The sequence below is a fragment of the Neobacillus nitrireducens genome (genome assembly GCF_030915405.1).
Lineage (GTDB): Bacteria > Bacillota > Bacilli > Bacillales > Cytobacillaceae > Neobacillus.
The window spans coordinates 4,777,292-4,796,092 of record NZ_CP133262.1 but is presented as its reverse complement, the minus strand read 5'-3'; the positions used below and the strand labels follow the sequence as shown (position 1 = coordinate 4,796,092).

21 protein-coding genes and 1 pseudogene are annotated in these 18,801 nt (G+C 37.2%); 3 read left to right on the top strand and 19 right to left on the bottom strand.

Features of this window, described 5'->3' with window-relative positions; translation table 11 throughout:
* Positions 1-106 precede the first annotated feature (106 nt).
* The 12 genes and pseudogenes from ccsB to RCG22_RS23395 form a co-directional block, all read right to left on the bottom strand.
* Positions 107-1,291 (bottom strand): c-type cytochrome biogenesis protein CcsB, encoded by a 1,185-nt coding sequence (gene ccsB / locus RCG22_RS23450; protein ID WP_098261678.1) that lies wholly within the window; start codon positions 1,289-1,291, stop codon positions 107-109.
* The gene (gene resB, locus RCG22_RS23445; RefSeq protein WP_308104916.1) at positions 1,292-2,926 is read right to left on the bottom strand and encodes a cytochrome c biogenesis protein ResB; all 1,635 of its coding nucleotides are present in this window, start codon (positions 2,924-2,926) and stop codon (positions 1,292-1,294) included. It lies immediately after the preceding gene.
* Positions 2,927-2,946: 20 nt separating this feature from the next.
* Complete coding sequence (gene resA, locus RCG22_RS23440) at positions 2,947-3,471, bottom strand: thiol-disulfide oxidoreductase ResA (RefSeq protein WP_308104915.1); 525 nt, start codon at positions 3,469-3,471, stop codon at positions 2,947-2,949.
* Positions 3,472-3,568: 97 nt separating this feature from the next.
* The gene (rluB, locus tag RCG22_RS23435) at positions 3,569-4,306 is read right to left on the bottom strand and encodes a 23S rRNA pseudouridine(2605) synthase RluB (RefSeq protein ID WP_308104914.1); all 738 of its coding nucleotides are present in this window, start codon (positions 4,304-4,306) and stop codon (positions 3,569-3,571) included.
* Positions 4,307-4,524: 218 nt separating this feature from the next.
* Complete coding sequence (locus RCG22_RS23430; RefSeq protein ID WP_098261682.1) at positions 4,525-5,061, bottom strand: spore maturation protein; 537 nt, start codon at positions 5,059-5,061, stop codon at positions 4,525-4,527.
* A 6-nt stretch (positions 5,062-5,067) separates the two neighbouring features.
* A complete protein-coding gene (locus RCG22_RS23425; protein WP_066257319.1) occupies positions 5,068-5,655 on the bottom strand; it encodes a nucleoside recognition domain-containing protein in 588 nt (195 codons plus the stop codon).
* Entirely contained in the window at positions 5,648-6,793 is a 1,146-nt protein-coding gene (locus RCG22_RS23420) for a D-alanyl-D-alanine carboxypeptidase family protein (protein ID WP_308104913.1), read from the bottom strand. The genes RCG22_RS23425 and RCG22_RS23420 overlap by 8 nt, the downstream gene beginning before the upstream one ends.
* A 162-nt stretch (positions 6,794-6,955) precedes the next feature.
* Positions 6,956-7,845, bottom strand: a pseudogene (locus RCG22_RS23415) (superoxide dismutase).
* 117 nt (positions 7,846-7,962) lie between these two features.
* Complete coding sequence (locus tag RCG22_RS23410; protein WP_308104912.1) at positions 7,963-8,451, bottom strand: YpuI family protein; 489 nt, start codon at positions 8,449-8,451, stop codon at positions 7,963-7,965.
* Positions 8,452-8,486: 35 nt separating this feature from the next.
* Positions 8,487-8,906, bottom strand: a complete 420-nt coding sequence (locus RCG22_RS23405; RefSeq protein ID WP_066257326.1) for a hypothetical protein — start codon at positions 8,904-8,906, stop codon at positions 8,487-8,489.
* 118 nt (positions 8,907-9,024) lie between these two features.
* Positions 9,025-9,612: an SMC-Scp complex subunit ScpB gene (scpB, locus tag RCG22_RS23400; RefSeq protein ID WP_098261685.1), complete on the bottom strand. Its 588-nt coding sequence runs from the start codon at positions 9,610-9,612 to the stop codon at positions 9,025-9,027.
* The gene (locus RCG22_RS23395; protein WP_308104911.1) at positions 9,599-10,369 is read right to left on the bottom strand and encodes a segregation/condensation protein A; all 771 of its coding nucleotides are present in this window, start codon (positions 10,367-10,369) and stop codon (positions 9,599-9,601) included. The genes scpB and RCG22_RS23395 overlap by 14 nt, the downstream gene beginning before the upstream one ends.
* A gap of 208 nt (positions 10,370-10,577) precedes the next feature.
* On the opposite strand from RCG22_RS23395, the gene RCG22_RS23390 reads away from it, so the two are divergent.
* Entirely contained in the window at positions 10,578-10,667 is a 90-nt protein-coding gene (locus RCG22_RS23390; protein ID WP_066363308.1) for a YjcZ family sporulation protein, read from the top strand.
* Positions 10,668-10,842: 175 nt separating this feature from the next.
* Positions 10,843-11,364 carry a DUF309 domain-containing protein gene (locus RCG22_RS23385; RefSeq protein WP_308104910.1) on the top strand — a complete coding sequence of 174 codons (522 nt, stop codon included), beginning with the start codon at positions 10,843-10,845 and terminating at the stop codon, positions 11,362-11,364.
* A 28-nt stretch (positions 11,365-11,392) separates the two neighbouring features.
* On the opposite strand, the gene RCG22_RS23380 is transcribed toward RCG22_RS23385, so the two are convergent.
* Complete coding sequence (locus tag RCG22_RS23380) at positions 11,393-11,743, bottom strand: GNAT family N-acetyltransferase (RefSeq protein ID WP_066257341.1); 351 nt, start codon at positions 11,741-11,743, stop codon at positions 11,393-11,395.
* Positions 11,744-12,237: 494 nt separating this feature from the next.
* Between RCG22_RS23380 and RCG22_RS23375 the strand changes: the two genes are divergently transcribed.
* A complete protein-coding gene (locus tag RCG22_RS23375; protein ID WP_308104909.1) occupies positions 12,238-13,101 on the top strand; it encodes a DUF1002 domain-containing protein in 864 nt (287 codons plus the stop codon).
* Positions 13,102-13,306: 205 nt separating this feature from the next.
* Here RCG22_RS23375 and lysA read toward each other — a convergent pair whose 3' ends face one another.
* From lysA to sigF, 6 genes are all read right to left on the bottom strand, one after another.
* Positions 13,307-14,611, bottom strand: coding sequence for a diaminopimelate decarboxylase (lysA, locus tag RCG22_RS23370; RefSeq protein WP_308104908.1), 1,305 nt, complete (start codon positions 14,609-14,611; stop codon positions 13,307-13,309).
* Positions 14,612-14,767: 156 nt separating this feature from the next.
* Entirely contained in the window at positions 14,768-16,258 is a 1,491-nt protein-coding gene (locus RCG22_RS23365; protein WP_308104907.1) for a spore germination protein, read from the bottom strand.
* Positions 16,245-16,820 carry a stage V sporulation protein SpoVABEA gene (gene spoVAEA, locus RCG22_RS23360; protein WP_098261692.1) on the bottom strand — a complete coding sequence of 192 codons (576 nt, stop codon included), beginning with the start codon at positions 16,818-16,820 and terminating at the stop codon, positions 16,245-16,247. Before spoVAEA ends, RCG22_RS23365 begins: the two co-directional genes overlap by 14 nt.
* A 73-nt stretch (positions 16,821-16,893) precedes the next feature.
* On the bottom strand, positions 16,894-17,316 hold the full coding sequence (locus RCG22_RS23355; RefSeq protein WP_098261693.1) for a stage V sporulation protein AB: 423 nt from the start codon (positions 17,314-17,316) through the stop codon (positions 16,894-16,896).
* Positions 17,306-17,926, bottom strand: coding sequence for a stage V sporulation protein AA (locus RCG22_RS23350; protein WP_098261762.1), 621 nt, complete (start codon positions 17,924-17,926; stop codon positions 17,306-17,308). Before RCG22_RS23350 ends, RCG22_RS23355 begins: the two co-directional genes overlap by 11 nt.
* Before the next feature lie 109 nt (positions 17,927-18,035).
* Positions 18,036-18,794: an RNA polymerase sporulation sigma factor SigF gene (sigF, locus tag RCG22_RS23345; protein WP_098261694.1), complete on the bottom strand. Its 759-nt coding sequence runs from the start codon at positions 18,792-18,794 to the stop codon at positions 18,036-18,038.
* Positions 18,795-18,801: the final 7 nt, after the last annotated feature.

Sequence of the window (18,801 nt, the reverse complement as noted above, 5' to 3'; positions counted from 1 at the left end):
GTCAATAATTTGACAACTGTTGTTACATTTGAAGATTTTATAAATAACCTTCACTTATTAGTAAATGAAGGTTATTAAATTATATCCTTATCCGATTTTCAAATGATTATCCAGCATAGGAATGGAGTCCGGCAATAACGAGATTGACTGCCACAAGGTTAAACATAATAATAACAAAGCCAATTACTGCTAACCAAGCAGATTTTTCACCATGCCACCCTTTTGAAAGACGAAGATGTAAAAATGCTGCATAGAATAAAAATGTGATTAATGCCCAAACTTCTTTTGGGTCCCATCCCCAAAATCGTGACCAAGCCATTTGTGCCCAAATCATCGCGAAAATAAGTGCACCCAGAGTAAAGACTGGGAAACCGATTAATACCGAGCGATAGCTAATTTCGTCAACAAAGTCTAATTTAATATTTTTAACAATCGGTTTTAGTGCTGCAGCAATTCGTTTTCGTAAAATTAATCTAATTAAACCATAAATAACAAGTCCCGCCATTAATGACCAAATAACGGTATTTAATTTTTTTGCATTAATAAAGGCAGGTACCTCGAATATAGGCCTAAATCCGTCCTTTGTTAGTAATTCTCCCTTATGCGGTCCTGAAAGGGCAGGCATCGTATATTCAGCAACTGCGGCGTTATCATGTTTATCAATCCAATTAAATTTTTCATGGTAACCCATACCTGAAAATATGGATGAAACAGTAACAAAGCCTAGCACAGCAACTAATGCAAACATTACCATTTCAAGCCAAAATGTTTGTTTGCTGGATTTTGTTTGATCAATTGCCTTTACGAGATAAATAAGCCCTGCTGCAAAGCTTATCGATAGAATAGCCTCCCCAATAGCTGCAGTAGTTACGTGAATATGTAACCAATAACTTTGTAATGCCGGTATTAATGGCGTAATATCCTTTGGAAACATACTCGCATAAGCAATAACCAATAGAGCCACAGGCATTGTAAATAGTCCAAGTAAGGTTGTACGATATATAAAATAAATAACGATAAATGCACCTACAAGGGCCATCCCGAAGAATGTTGTGAATTCAAACATGTTACTAACAGGTGCGTGTCCAGCAGCAATCCATCTAGTGATAAAGTAACCCAGTTGTGAAACAAAACCAATAATAGTTAACAGAACAGCAATCTTTCCCCATCTATTGGTTCCTTCCTTTGCACTCGAATGCTTTTTTGATTTAATAGACCCGCCGTAAAAAAGGGTTGCAACTAAATATAGAATAAAAGAAATAAATAATAAATTACTGCTTATTGTAACCAACTAGACACTCTCCTTTTCTTTAGATTTATCTGTATCTTCCGTTTGAACTTGATCATCTGGCATAACAAGTTTTGTATCTTTTAATACTGTTTCAATTTCTTTTTTTAGTCCATACCAATTTTTGTTTGTATGTGCCGCAACCCAAACTTGTCCGTTTTTATTTTGAATCCAAATTCGGCGATGGTTCCAATAGGCTCCTTGGATGACACCAATCATAAATATGATTCCACCCAAAATAATTGCCCATAATGTTGAATCCTTACGAACAATAAAACCTGATATATTTTTCGTTTCAATTCCTTTAAATGCCATTTTATATTGATTATCCCCAAATGGCTCGATGGTTTGCTTGATGGCAACAAAACTAGTTTCTCCTTTTGGCTTTTCAGGAGAAACCATTTTAAAGACAAATGCAGGATTGTTTGGGACTCGAGATTTCGTTGTAGGCTCCCCATTCTCTGCAAACTCAAAGTCAGGAAAATAGTTTAGAATTTCAACAGAATATCCATTCCCTAGATCATACTTCGTCTTTGGATCTCTAAGGTCAACCTTAAGCTCGCCTACTGACTTTTTAGTCTGTTTATTTGTCAATGCAAATGACATCTTATTTAATTCACTCCTGAAGGAAGCTTGGAAAACGGAATAACCTTCATATGTGAGCGGTAAATTAACTCGGACCTTATAATCTTCAATCTTCTTTAGTTTGGGTTTCTCACCTGGGAGATTTTGTCCAACACGCTTATATAAGACAACGTTGGATTGGTAGTTTTTCACAACCTCCCCTGCCATACTAATCGCTTTTTCAAAGGTCTTATCTTTATTTTTATCGTAATGCTCTAGAATGAATTTGTTATTTTGAATATAGAACTGTCCATCTGTTTCCGGCACTACAGCTGTTTCACCTTCCCGAACCCAAAGATCTTCATTTACATACATCCCCGGAATAAAGCGGAGCATTCCGCCAAATAAAAAAATGATTAAGCCAACATGGTTTACGTATGGACCCCAGCGAGAAAAACGCCCTTTTTCAGCTAAAATATCCCCATTTTCTTCACGAACCTGATAGCGTCTTTCCTTAAGATGCTTCTTAATTGCCATGAAATCCTTTTCATCCGTACTATCGTTTACGCCAAAAATACGCTGACGTTTTAAAAAGCCTTCATGTCTTGTCACCCGTTGGGCCTTCAGGGCTTTATATAATGGCACCACCCGATCGAGACTACAAATGACCAAGGATATACCGATCATTGCAATTAATAATAAGTACCACCAAGAGCTATATAAATTATTGAAGCCTAATTGGTAATAGAGTTTACCAACCCACCCGTATTCCTGCTCATAATAAACTTCTGCCGGCAGGTCAATATACATTTCTTGCGGAAGAATTGTTCCAAGTGCGGAAGCAATTAAGGTAATAATTATTAGCCAAACGCCGACTTTAACGGAGGAAAAAAAGTTCCATATTTTATCAATAAATGTTTTATTGTACGTTTGTGAACGTCGTGCACTTCCTTCATAACGCATGTCAAGAAGCTCTGCAGGGTTATTTTGCTCATCCAGAATCTTTCCGCATGCTTCACATAAAACGGTTCCATGTGGATTTACATGTCCGCATTCACATTTAACATCTTTCATTGAAAAAACTCCCAACAACCTTAAGGTTTTATTTTCTCCATAAACTCCCTAATTTTTTCTTCTGTTAACTCACCCGTATAATACTTTACTACCTTGCCATTTTTATCAATCAAAAAGGTGGCTGGCAGCAAATCAATTCCATAGGTATTCATGACCTCTTTGTCTTTATCAATCATAATCGGAAAGTCTAGCTTGAGGCGTTCTGCAAATTGATTGACTGCAATTTCTGATTCTTGTATATCAACTGACACTACTTGAACCCCATTATCCTTGTATTGATTATATTGATTATTAATATAAGGCATTTCCTTTTTACAAGGCGGGCACCACGTTCCCCAGAAATTCAAGAATACCCCTTGTCCTCGATAATCTGAAAGCCGATGTTTTTTTCCCTGCATGTCAACCAGTGCAAAATCAGGTGCTATGCTATTAACCGTCACTTTTTGTTTATTATCTTTTGTAAAACTAGCATATAGCGTATAAGCAACGGCAGCCGCTAATAAAAGTAGGATTATTGTTCTAATAACTAATCGCCGTTTTTTCATTAATTCCCCTCCAGTAGATCACACAACACAGTTTGTCTAATTATAGCACTTTACAACACAAGTACTGTGGAAATGAAAAATACTAATTGTGACATTTTTATGAATTTTTTTTCGTAGTTCCAATCCCCAATGCTCTAAGCTGCTTTACTTCATGTGGCGTAAGTTCTCTTGCATCGCCCGTTTTTAAACCATTCAGTGTTAAGAATGCATATCGTTCACGCTTTAATTTCAATACATCATGACCAATTGCTTCAAACATTCTGCGAACTTGACGATTTCTACCTTCATGGATGGTAATTTCAACAATCGCAGATTGTTTTTTATTATCAGCAGAAAGCAATTTCACTCTTGCCGGGGCTGTTTTCCCGTCTTCTAGACGAATTCCTTTTTCTAGCTTCCTAAGATTTTCTTTTGATGGTATTCCTTTAACCTTTGCAACATACACTTTGTCAATTTCACTTTTCGGATGCATGAGTAAATTAGCAAATTCTCCATCATTCGTTAATACTAATAATCCTGATGTATCATAATCAAGGCGTCCAACTGGAAAAATTCTTTCTTTAAAATGTTGAAAGTAATCAGTAACCACTTTTCTACCCTTCTCGTCATTAACACTTGATATAACTCCTCTTGGTTTATATAAAAGGAAATAAACAGGTTCTTCTTTTTCAATCTGAATTCCATTCACTTCCACCCTATCAGATGAAGATACCTTCAGACCAAGTTCTGTAACAACCTTTCCATTAACCTTTACTCGCCCTTCTTTAATTAATTCCTCAGATTTTCTTCTTGAAGCAATGCCCGCTTGAGCGATTACTTTTTGCAATCTTTCCATTCATTCCACCTCGAATTTATCTGTATAAAAAGATAAGATGGCTGTATTTAGCTACTTGTTTCCTGCTGAGTAACAGTATTTTCCTATTACCAGTGAAGCGAACACAGAAACCTATCCTTATGAATTATGACACAATTACTTCACTTTTCAAAGTAACGGGTATTATTACTGGAATATAAAATAGCATGTTCAAAATGAACATGCTCATGACTTTAAGATTATTTTGTTCCAAAAATCATCGCAACAACTACTATTGCCACAATAATTCCAACTACATCGGCGAGGAGGCCTACTTTTAGGGCATCCCCCATTTTTTTTATACCTACTGCACCGAAATAGACAGTTAACACATAAAAAGTCGTGTCAGTACTTCCTTGTAAAACAGATGCTAGGCGGCCAATAAATGAATCCGGTCCATATACAGCTATCAAATCACTAGTCATTCCCAGCGCAGCATTTCCAGATATCGGTCTGATGAACAATAATGGCACAATTTCAGCGGGTACTCCAATAGATTTCATGACTGGGCGTATCCAATTCATTAAAGCATCTAGTGCCCCGGATGCCCGAAATATAGAGATGGCCACTAGCATTCCAACAAGGAAGGGGATAATGGAGAATGCAATTTTAATTCCTTCTTTTCCGCCTTCAACAAAGCTTTCATAGGTCGGAACGTGCTTGAAGGTGCCATATAATAGAATAAACCCAATAAGTAAAGGGATAAATGTTAACGATATAACCGAGATCAGCTCCATGTTTCTTCATCCTTTTCTGCTTCTGCGATAATAGAAATAACGGTCAATAATGATTGCACCTAACGCAGAGATAATGGTTGCTATAATCGTCGGAACGACAATCTCTGTAGGTGAAGCAGAATGATAATTCATTCTAATCGCGATGACAGTTGTCGGAATTATAGTAATACTAGCCGTATTAATTGCTAAAAAAGTCACCATGGACCTGCTCGCTGAATCCTTACCTCCATTTAACTTTTTTAATTCCTCCATCGCTTTAATACCAAGAGGAGTGGCTGCATTTCCCAAACCAAACATGTTTGAAATCATATTAGATAATATATAACCCATGGCTGGATGATTTACTGGTACTTCAGGAAATAAGCGTTTGACAAGTGGTCGAAATAGTTTAGACAAACGTTCTAACAGGCCAGACTCTTCTGCGATTCGCATCATGCCAAGCCAAAAGACGAGGACACTAATGAGTCCAATGCAGAGGGTCACCGCTTCTTTTGCCCCGTCAAAAATGGCTTTATTCACTTCAGCCATCGTTCCATTAATTAATGCAAAGATAAATCCAACAACCGTCATAAACACCCAGATATAATTAACCATTGGACTTTACACCAATAATCGTAAGGAAAATTTCCCTTACAGAATTCAGCAGCCCTTTATTAGGTTCTGGCATATTCTGATAGTAAATGGGGGTTTCTTTGATTACCCTTCCATCCAAGTAAACGGCTGCCTTACCCACAACTTCGTCAGTTTTCTTATCCTTATCAAACTTTTTGATTGGCTTGTTCAACTTATATTTAATAGAAAATAGATCCATTTCTTCGCTTGTTACGGGATAGACAATTGTTTTTTTAACATATAAATGGTTCTTATAATACTTATTTGTAACACCCTCAATTTTCCCTTTTGAGAGGACTTCGGCCATATCAAACCCTTTAAATCCACTTTCATACATGGAAATATGGTCATTCCAATCGTCTGGTCCGTCCAAGGTTACCGCTATAAGGTTCATATCTCCTTTTGTTGCAGTTGTTACCAATGTCCTTTTTGCTCGTTTTGTAAAACCGGTTTTCCCTCCGGTTGTATATTTATATTTTGTAAGTAAGCGGTTTTTATTTTTCCAGACACGGTCCCAATCTTCTGTCGGGTTTGGCGCTCTATATACCTTCGTGCCTGATATTTTCTTAAAGGTTTTATCCTGCATGGCATAACGCATTAACACTGCCATGTCATAGGCAGTTGAGTAATGATTTTCATGGTCATCTAAGCCATGTGGATTGGAAAAGTGGGTATTTAACATCCCGATTTCCTTTGCCTTTAAATTCATCAAGTAGGCGAACCCTTCTACACTGCCTCCAACATACTCGGCAATCGCTACCGCCGTATCATTTCCAGACCTTAGCATCAAACCATAAACCAGGTCCTTAAGCTTAATTTTTTCACCGGGCTTTAAATAGACGGACGATCCTTCCGCACGAGTGGCTTGGTCGCTTACTTTTACGTATTGATTCATTTTCCCGGATTCAATTGCTAGTTTCGCAGTCATTATTTTAGTTATACTCGCAATCCTTCGTTTGGTATGAGCATCTTTCTCGTAAAGGATTCGACCTGATTTCTGCTCTATCAACACCGCACTTGCTGCACTTACGGAAACAGAAGCATCCACCTTTTGAGGAATGTTAGCAATGAATATTGAGACTATGAGAGAAAAAATAACTAGCTTCCATATCATTCTCATTAGATTAACCTCGTCCCCTTGTATAGTTATCTAGCTTCCATGCCAAGGAAGGCACTTCTGCTTTTCGTTTTTCTTGTACAAGTTTATGCAGGACAAGGCTCGTTATGACTATTTGAGATAGAAAAACGAAAGCAGACAACATTTTGTCGTCTGCTTAACTTTTTAATAGGCTGGCCATTTGATATCTGTTGCTTTTTCATACCGCATCTCAACATCATGCCAATTGACTATGTTCCACCAATTGTCGACATATTCCGGCCTTTTGTTTTTATACTGTAAATAATACGCATGCTCCCAAACATCCAATACCAGGAGCGGGATAGTATCCCACTGAGTCAATAGCATATGTCGTTCAGACTGCAGTATCTCTAAATGCCGCGCCCGTGGAGACCAAACCAAAATTGCCCATCCCACTCCTTCGACTTGCTTGGCGGCTTCAGAAAATTGTTTTTTAAACGCCACAAAACTCCCAAAGTAATTCTCGATTCCAGCTTTTAAAAGACCATGCGGGGCCCCACCGCCATTCGGGCTCATGTTTTTCCAAAAAATTGAATGAAGATAATGTCCTGAACCATGAAAGGCAAGCTCCCGTGACCAATGCTTTATTAAGGAAAAATCATTTGTTTCCCTGGCTTTTTTTAGGTTAAGTTCTGCTTTATTTAACCCATCCACATATGATCGATGATGCTTATCATGATGAAGCTTCATGATTTCCTCTGAAATATATGGTTCTAATGCATTATAGGGGAAAGTGAGGTCAGGGAGTGTATGGCCCCCAGGGGGAACCACTTTTTCTGACGGCACAAGAACTCCACTGTCTTGTTTTCTTTTAAAGTAATTTTCCATTTGCTCATGAATATGCTCGGCCTTCGCTTGAAGGCTTAACAGCTCTTCATTTGATAATTGTCTGCCTGTGCTTTCAATTAACTCCGTGAAATGATCAAGATGTTCCCATAATTCAGAGTTCCCCCCTCCTTTTCAGATTGAAGAAACTGTTTCATTTGTTCATTCCATTCAAACAATTCGTTAACATATTGACTAAAACGATCCATCCTTACCCTTCTTCCTGACAATAGATTATAACAACCTACCTAGATGGTATGAAGGATACGGTTAATTAAGAACACGATAAAAGACTGCCCTATGAGGACAGTCTTCAAAAATATTTCTTATTTGGATTGAATCATTTTAGTTCGGTAATCTGTTTCATAGAATTCAAGTTCTTCTCTAATCCTTTGAAACTCACCTTCTAAACTTTTGACTAACTGTACAATAGGATCAGTTACATTTCGATAAAACTTTATTGAGTTTCTACCGGTGTAGGCGGACCTGCTGTCCTCGAACCAAGCATCATTCTTAGGCGAGAAAAATTCTTCAATACATTGATGATAAATTTTATACAGAGTTTTTTCTGCGGCTGCTTTTTGAAATGGGCTGCCTTGCAAAATAACAGAGCACGCATCCAACCCTTCTTCACTATAGACCGCTAATTTCCGTAAATTTGCAAAGATCAATTTATTATACTGAAGGTCCTCTTCATTTTCTAAATTCAATTGCGAAATTGTTGCTTCATTTAAAAAATTCTCTAACTTTAAGATAGAATCCCCTAAAAAATTCTTTACATCATTTAATTGTGTTTTTACCAATGTATTGCCCATTGTTTACCCCCTAAATTTTTACTTCGTATACTTTACTATTTTGGCTGTAAAATGAACTCAAGCGGAGAACGAAGCTCATATTCTTTCTTTTCGTTAAGAGAAAGAAAGATTTCAGGTAATTTATTATAATTGATATCTTGAAAATAAGTAGCAAATTCCTGCTTTGAATTGATATAAAGCCTTTTTCGACTGCGCAAGCCTGGATTTTTCAAGAGACATACAAGTCCTACAATGTCTTTAAAAGTCGTCTCATGTCCTTGCTGAACAAAAATAGGATCTTGCTCGTATGGTGTGAATTCGTGACGGATCTCATCAAAATACCTAACATACAAAATATGAAGTGTTTTTTCTACACCATCTTCAACAAAGGTAACTTCGCTCCTGTTAAAAAAATCCTCAGAAGTATTTGATTTTTCTTTTTCTAATTCAATGCCTTTACAATCTTTAATTAACAAATGAATTCCACTCCTTGGCCAATGACAATATTGCATGTAAATATTTTAAACTTGTTAAAAAGAATTGAATATTCCACTTACATTTATTTTATCATAAATTCAAGCAAGTATTGGAAAATTAAGAGTTAATCGTTTCTGAAAATTTCTCAAAAAATAGATCTGCTTCTTCTTGAATAAATTCATCATCTGCCTTGTCTGGAAGCTGTGGAAGTTCTTCAATACTTTTTAGACCAAAGTAGTCAAGAAACTCCTTCGTTGTCCCATATAAATAAGCTCTACCAGTACCTTCGGCGCGGCCAACCTCTTTAATTAATGCTTTTGCCATTAGTGTATGCAACGGACGTTCTGTTTTCACCCCGCGGATTTCCTCGATTTCAGCACGGGTGATTGGTTGCTTATAGGCAATGATTGCCAATGTTTCTAATGCTGCCTGTGACAAGGTGGAAGTATGGGGGGAATCCACTAGTTTCTTGAGATATGCAGCATTTTCTTTCTTGGTTGCTAACTGATAGGTACCAGCAAGCTGGACCATCATAATTCCCCTTTTGGTGTCTCGCTCATATTCTTTTTTTAGATCCTCAATGATTTCACTTGCCTTTAGCTCATTTACCTCTAGGACCTCAGCAACCTGTTTCAGTGAAAGCCCTTCATCCCCTGCAGCAAATAACAGGCTCTCTAGAATACTGCTCCAATTAACGATTTCCAATCATTTCTGCCCCTTCCTGTACGGCTTTAACATAAATGTCTCCAAAATTCTCTTGTTGCTGGGCGTCAATCTCTTTTCTTTTTATAAGCTCCAAAACAGCTAAAAAGGTGACCACGATATGATCCTTAGCAGGATAAGGAAATAAATCATTAAAGTTTATTTGAACTTTAAGCTGCTTTAGTTCAACCATAATTTCATTCATTCTTTTTTCAATGGATATTTCCTGACGTGTGATTCTTGTCGCCATCGGGCGCTGAAGTTTCTTTCGTCGCATTAATTTTTGAAAAGCTGCCAGCATATCATACAGAGAAACATTTAGCTCCGCTTTTTCCGGTTGTTTCTCTTTCGCAAACTCAGAAAGATCACTTGGCGGCTTCGTAAACATTAGCCCGCGCTCTACTTCCATGGTTTTTAAGTCATGAGCTGCTTCTTTATATTTTCGATACTCAATGAGGCGCTCAACAAGTTCGTCCCTTGGATCTTCTTCATACATCATGTCAGTATCGTTTTCTTCAAGAAGTTCCGCATGCTTCGGTAAAAGCATTTTACTCTTGATTACGAGCAATGTGGCTGCCATAACCAAAAACTCGCTTGCAACATCGAGCTTTAGTTCATTCATCGTCTTTATATAAATTAAGTATTGCTCGGTAATTTGGGCAACAGGAATATCATATATATCAATTTCCAGCCCATTAATTAAATGGAGCAGCAAATCTAACGGTCCTTCAAATGCATCAATTTTCACCTGATATGGCACGATATCACCAAAATTCTTTAATTAATAAGTTCGTTAAGTATTTACTTCGACTATTAATAGTATAGAGGATTAAATAAGGTTATCCAATAAAAAAATCAAATTGGCGAGGGAATATTACCAAAACATGATGTTTGCCCATAACAATGGACAAATATCCTACATATGATGACAAGGAAAAGAACAAAACATCTTTTAGGAGGTAATGAATATGTCTGAACACGGATTTGGATCCGGATTTGCTTTAATTGTAGTTCTATTTATCTTATTAATTATTGTTGGTGCTTCCTGGGTATATTAATAAACATTAGGTATATGTACAGGTATACACATAAAACTGTCCAATATGGTGCCAATATTATTTAGAACTACTTTGCCCGTCAATCATGACGGGCTTTTTTTGAAGATTATTTTCTTAGGGGACCCCTTCAAATATGATAAACTAGACTATACATTTTATTAGGGGGGGGAATTGCTTGTACCCGAGTGAGTATATCGATTTTTTAGCCCATTTTCATGGTGATCGTGATTATTTCGAGTGTCATGAATTACTTGAGGATTACTGGAAAAAGACAGACCCCAAAAATAAAAATTCCATTTGGGTCGGTTTTATTTTATTATCTGTATCTGCTTACCATCATCGTCGAAGTAATTTTAGCGGTGCTCGACGAACATTAATAAAAGCAATAAAGATTTTTGAATTACATTCTGATTTCCTGACAAAACTCGGAATCCATCATGTGGATTTCCATCACTTATTAAATAGACAGATTACCGCACTGCAAAAAGGTGAATTATATAGAAGCATTTCTTTACCGCTAAGTAATTCAACCTTACTAGAAGCAGCAAAAAAAGTAAGTGAACAAAAGGGTTTTACATGGGGTAATGAGAGTGATCTTACTAATAATTTACTAGTTAACCGTCATAAATTACGCGACAGATCCCCCATCATTGAAGAAAGAAACCAGTCATTAAAGATGCGAAAAGGCAGTGAATAAATTTATTCACTGCCTTTTGAGTGTAAATCTAGCAAAGATCGCATTTTTCAATAAAAGCGGCCGTATTTTCATTAGCCGTAATTTCCTTTTCTGCATACATTTCTGTCAGTGCCTTCACCATTTTTTTACCAATTCCTTGAAAACGATGCGAAGGATTAACGGAGATATGAAGGATTTCTAAAGTATTGGTATCATTGTGATTTAGGACACCTAAAAGCCCAATGATATCTTCTTCTTTCCAGAGGAATAGGTGCCAATCTTCTTCTGTTTCATATTCCTTCATGGTATGCTGGAGCTTTTTTAAATCTTTTTCGCTGGGCATAAAGGACAATAAACCCATGGCAATTTTTTCGAATGTCTTTTTATAACGAATTAACATTTAGATCCCTCATTATATTAAATAAACCGATGAAATTATTTGGTTTAACAATAGTATATTTTTACCAAGAAAATCAATATTAAACATTATTCATTATATGTAGTGGCTGATATTATGTTTCATTAATCATCATGATACATATTAAAAGGCCAATCATCAATCAAAATTATTCTTAATGTCGTGGTCCAATAAAAATCCAATAGATAATCCCCCATAAAGCGGACAGACCAATAAGAATACTAAACAAAATCCAGTTACTTCTCTTCATGAAATTGCTTCCTCCAAAAATAGTTTTGAAGATGTTGTCCACGACCTCCATTCTACACTAAATTACAAAAATAATCTATTCTGCTTACAAATTTTGCATTTTCCCAGTTAAGATTTACTATCTATGAAACTTCCACGTTGTTATTTACGTTATTATTAGTGGAATCGGTTATATTATATAAATGAACGATTCATCACTACCTTTTAGAGTTGACGAGGAGGAAACTATGAAAAAAATTCTTATTTATTTACTGTTAAGTTTGCTAATTTTCAATCCGGTCCACACTTTTGCTGACATGGCTGAAGGTGATATGATTGTTACACTTGGTGAAAATTTAACAACTAGTCAAAAGGAAACACTATTATCCGAAATGGGTGCCCCTGAAGATGTTCAAATAGTAACGGTATCGAATCAGGAGGAACATCAATATTTAGGGAAATACGTATCAAAAGCGCTTATCGGTACAAAGGCAATATCATCTTCTGCGATAACGATTCAACCTAAGGGATCTGGGATTTCCGTCAAAACCAAAAATATTAACTGGGTTACGGACGAGATGTATGTCAATGCCCTTATTACAGCGGGTGTTAAGGATGCAAAGATTTATATTACAGCCCCCATTACGGTTTCTGGAACTGCTGCGCTAACTGGCATTATAAAAGCCTATGAAATATCAGCAGATAAGACAATTCCTGAAGAAGTAAAACAAGCCGCAAATCAGGAAATGGTCGAAACCGCTAAACTAGGTGATTCCATTGGTAATAAAAATGCTGCAGCATTAATTGCTAAAGTGAAAGAAGAGATTGCCAAGAATAAACCAAAAAATGATCAAGAATTACAAAAAATCATTGAACAAGCCGCCAATGAATTAAATGTTACACTTACTGATGAAGAAATGAAACGTTTAATGGACTTTTTTAATAAGCTTAAGGATTTAGATATTGATTGGAACCAAGTTAGTGACCAGCTAAACAAAGCCAAAGATCGTATTTCAAAATTTCTCCACTCGGAAGAGGGGCAAGGATTTTTAGAAAAATTAAAACAGTTTTTCATCTGGCTCATTGATGCCATTAAAGCATTGTTTTCTTAACAAAAGGCTATTTTCGCATAGATTGTTGTTTTTCGTATAAGTTTATAAACCCGTATAACTAGATACTTCGTGGCATCTTTTCGTAAGAACATTTGCGAAAATCGCCCAGGAACTAAGTAAGTGAACAGTATTATGCTCCAAAAACAACAAAGTTTACGAAAAGAGCCTAACAAAAAGATGCCGCTATTTTTAGCGGCATCTTTTTCTATTTCAACGGTAGGTCATACTGGATTAAATCTGCAAAAGTTTCTCTTTTTACTACAAGAGTAGCTGTCCCGTTTTCTACAAAAACAACTGCTGGACGCGGTATTCGATTATAGTTATTTGCCATAGAATAGCCGTAGGCACCCGTGCAAAAAACGGCAAGTATATCTTCTTCTCCAGTTTCCGGAAGCGGTAAATCCCAAATTAACATATCCCCAGATTCACAGCATTTCCCTGCGATGGAGACTGTTTTATTTGCTTTCGTTAACGGCTTATTTGCTAGAACAGCCTCATACTTGGCCTGATAAAGGGCCGGTCGAATATTATCACTCATTCCACCGTCAACTGCTAAATACTTTCTAACACCAGGGACTTCCTTGGAAGAACCCACTTTATAAAGGGTAATTCCTGCATCACCAACAAGCGAGCGACCAGGCTCTATCCAAATTTCCGGCATTTTTAATGAATTGGTTTCAGTTAACTTTTTGACCTCACGTATAATTTCACTTACATATTGTGAGGGTTGTAAGGGTTCATCCTCTTTTGTATAGCGGATTCCAAAGCCCCCACCTAAATTTAATACTTTGGCTTCAAAGGAAAGCTTATGCTTCCATACTTCCATTTTTTCAACAATCTTTTTTGCCGCTAATAAAAATCCGGTTGTTTCAAAAATCTGTGATCCAATATGGCAATGGAGTCCAAGGACCTCAAAGTTTTCAACTCCAAGTGCCATTTTTAGCGCTTCTTCCGCTTGTCCATTTTGAAGATCAAACCCAAACTTCGAATCTTCCTGCCCAGTTAAAATGTAATCATGCGTATGGGCTTCAATACCCGGAGTGATCCTTAGCAAGATGTTCACATGGGCATTTTTTTCGATGGATATAGTTTTCAAAAGTTCAAGCTCAAAATAATTATCAACAACAATACAACCAATTTCCTGATCCAAAGCCATTTCTAATTCTTCTCTGCTTTTATTATTCCCATGAAAATGAATTCGCTCAACCGGGAATCCTGCAACCAATGCAGTATATAATTCCCCACCTGATACTACGTCGAGTGACAACCCCTCTTCCTCAGCAAGCTGAATCATCGCTATAGTAGAAAAAGCTTTACTCGCATAGGCAACTTGAGCCTTAATATTTTGTTCTTCAAATGCCTGCTTAAAGGACCGGGCCCTCTCGCGCATTAATGCAACGTCATATACATAAAGGGGAGTTCCAAATTCTTTTGTTAACTGGACAGAATCAACTCCGCCAATTTCCAAATTCCCATTTTTATTTACCCCTGTTGTCCCGTAAAAATACATTCCCTTCCCTCTCTCCCAATCACTTACTTTAGTTTATGCGTACAATCCCTAATGATAATAATAAATAGACAGAATCTCCAAAAGAAACTGCCTATTTTTACACTTTATTCCTTTATTTAATTAAAATATTCTAGCATACCTGTTTGAAAAGTGCAATTATTTCTCGTTTGCTTTAGGTGGTTGTCGGTAAAGGTTTCTTGGATGAACAATACTTGGTCTGAGTACGGAACCTGGTATGGCTCGGCGCACAATAATTTGTAAAAATCCTTTTGGCTCAAATGGAAGAAACGGCCATAGGTATGGTGTATTTAGGGCACGGATTTTTACTAAGCAGAGGAAGAACACAGTCGTCCCAATCACAAATCCTGGCAAATGAAACAACGAGACAAAAATCAACAATGTCAATCGACCAATTTTGTTTGCAACGCTTAACTCATAACTAGGAGTTGTAAAAGAGCCAATCCCTGCAACCGCGACATACAAAATTACCTCAGGAACAAACAGCCCAACACTAATCGCTATCTGTCCAATTAATACCGCAGCTATTAAACCCATGGCTGTCGATAGTGGTGTAGGTGTATGTATGGCGGCTAACCGTAAAAACTCAATCCCAAAATCAGCCAAGAAAATCTGAACAATAATCGGGATATTTGTTGTTTCATTTGGTCCAATAAAGGAGAATCTTTCAGGTAATAAGGATGGTTCTAATACGAATAGCATCCATAGTGGGAGGAGTAAAATAGACGTTAGTACGCCTAAAAAACGCGTCCAACGCAAAAATGTTCCCATTGCAGGAGATTCGCGAAATTCCTCTGCATGCTGTAGATGGTGGAAATATGTCGTAGGAGTGATTATGACACTTGGGGAGGTGTCAACATAAATTACAACATGCCCTTCCAGAATATGCGTTGCAGCGATATCAGCACGCTCCGTATATCTTACGAGCGGGAAGGGATTCCAGCCCTGTTTTAGAATGAATTCTTCTATGGTTTTATCGGCCATTGGAATTCCATCTGTTTTAATAGCTTGAATTTCTTTGCGGATAATATTTATCATATCCGGATCTGCCACATCTTCCAAATAGCCTAAAGCTACATCTGCTTTGGACCGTTCTCCTACCTTTAGCATTTCAAAGCGAAGACGTTCATCTCGAATTCGCCGCCTCGTTAAGGCAGTATTCAAAATAATATTTTCAACAAACCCATCACGAGACCCTCTAACCACCTTTTCTGTATCGGGTTCTTGAGGCTGCCTTCCTGGATAGCTTCTAACATCAATGACAAAAGCTGTATTTTCCCCTTCCATTACTACAGCAACTAATCCAGACAAAACCTTATCAACAATGTAATCAAGTGTGGTTGCTTGTTCAACCGATTGATTAATTAGCCTATTTTCAATTACCTTAAAGAAATCTGATGATAATTTTTCATGGTCATTGATTTCAACTAATTCTTCAATTAATTCAATTACGAAGCGGGAATCACATAAGCCGTTTACAAAGTAGATATGTACGTCTTTTTTGAGAATTTTTAATTTCCTAACGCCAAAATCAAAGCTTACCCCAAGACCTACCCGTTGTTTCATATAATTTTCAATTTCATTTACTGATTCGGGGATTGGCCATTTATGTTCATTACTTCTTGACATGGAAGCCACTCCTTTCAAGTATAAGCTCCACTGCTTTTTTCGTTATTGGGGACCCCTTCTTGTAGGAGTCATGTCTAGACATTTTGCCAATATCGCCAATTCCTACGATGATAGGGACCTCCAATTCATCCAGACAGTACACGGTGTCACCATTTATTCTTCCAATTTCAAGCTCAGGTATACCATATTTATCTACACCATATGGAGTTAAATTCCCATCACGATCGATGCTTACATCCACTCTTGTCCATTCCTCATGCCTTGATTTTGCTGCAACCGCAATGATGCCCAGGACATCAATATCTTCATGTCCGGCAACAAATTTCAAAGCATTTTCACCTGCACCTTCTCCAACTATTCCACTATCATCAAACATCACTAGAACAGGATCGTGCGGAGTTTTTTTTATTAACTGGACTATTTTCTGACCAGTTAAGGTTGACGGATTACCTTGGGAACTAGAAATACACCTGCCGCCAATTTCCTTAGCAACAAGCTGTACAGCCCTCTTTGCATATTCATCACCATCAGTTATTAAAATAACACGCCTCCGATTGCTCATTCTGTGATGTCCTTTCATCAGAAAAGCGTAAGCGCCCTGCTAAGCGCTGGTGCTAGACTGTTTTCAATAGTTTTTAATGATGGACAAAGTAAACCCATTGGAAGATAGATCCGAAAATCTTCCCTAATACAATCGCCATAATTAATATGGCAATTTCTCCATCTAATCGGATTCTTTTGGCAAGGATAGGGAAGACATTTAATACCTCTGTAAGGGCGGCAGCCAGCATTCCATAAAAAATCCCACCAGTGATTCCTAAAAAAATTAGCGGAAAGGAAGGAATATGTAAAACAGGATCTCTAAGACTCGCTCCTACCCCGGTTAGCGCACCTAAAACCACGGCCCATTCATATTGTTGAATCATTTTCATCGTCTTGCTCAGCTGTGTTAGTCTTGGGATAACCCCGAGAACGGTAAGAAAAGCTACAAAACCAGAACCTACTGCCAGTCCGCTTGCTACACCTAAAAAAATAATCGCTAAAATACTAATCATCACTGATTTTTTTCATACTTTCTTTATTTTCATGAATAATTACGTAGTTATCTAAATCCATTTGATAATTAAACATTTCTACCTCTAGAGGACTGGGTTCATCATTAATCCGTTTCTTAAAAAAATGATTAAAAAATAGAATCATTCCCAAGCCTAGTCCAACAGAATAGGGGATTTGAAAAAGTAAAGGTTTTGTTTCTTTTTTTCCTGTTATGATGGTGTATATTTTTTCTTGGACACTTTGCATACTTACATCATCATGAAAATTCATTATTGCCATGGCTGAACCAAAAAATAAGAGAAACCATATTAACAGAAAATAGGGAATGGAAACTCCTTTTTTCTTATAAGTAACTTCAATAATGGTTTGAGCTGGGCCAATGGTCTGAACTTCCATTTCTCCAAATTCTCTTTTTATTAAGTAGATTACTTTCATGACATCTATGATGACAATATTCTGTTCCGCATCTAATAATTGATGAATCATCATAGTTTGTAAATGTGAAAGAACTTCTTCTGGGGCAATGACTTGGGCAATATCTTTTAACAATACTTTTTCTTCAGGCGGAGATTGGACACGATTCCGCATGCGGATGTATATTGTTTCTTCCAAAACATTCACTTCCCACACAAAGATTTCCTCGTAAAAATAGTATGAGTAATAAGCAACTTTTTCATGAAATCCAAAAAAATCCAGTATACAACAAAAAAAACCGTATGAATCAGAGATCCATACGGCCTTTCATTTGCTGCAATATCTTTTTTTCAAGTCGTGATACTTGGACCTGGGAAATCCCAAGCCTAAGGGCAACCTCAGATTGTGTTTGGTCCTTATAATATCTTAAATAGACAATGAGTCTTTCACGTTCATCTAATTCACGGATAGCTTCCTTTAAAGCGATTTTATCAAACCATTTCCCATCATTACCGTCATCAATTTGATCAAGTAATGTAATCGGGTCCCCGTCATTTTCATAAACGGTTTCATGAATGGAAGATGGTGTCCTGCTTGCTTCTTGAGCAAGGATTACATCCTCCGGTGTAAGCTCCAAATGTGCTGATATTTCGTTAACGGTTGGAATTCTTCCAAGCGTTTTCGATAAATCGTCCTTTGCTTTTCTGATTTTGTTTCCCATTTCTTTCAAAGAGCGGCTAACCTTAACGGTTCCATCATCACGGATAAATCGCTGAATCTCACCAATAATCATCGGGACGGCATAAGTCGAAAACTTCACATCATATGAAAGGTCAAATTTATCAACTGATTTTAATAGTCCGATACAACCAATTTGGAACAGGTCATCCGGATCATAGCCCCGATTAAGAAACCGTTGAACAACAGACCAGACAAGACGCATATTTTTTTCGACGATTAAATCCCTTGATGCTTGGTCCCCGTCTTGGCTCTTTTTGATGAGCTCTTTTACTTCATGGTCCTTTAAGTATGTTTGACCTTTATCGTTCTTAACCTCCACATCCATTGGCAAG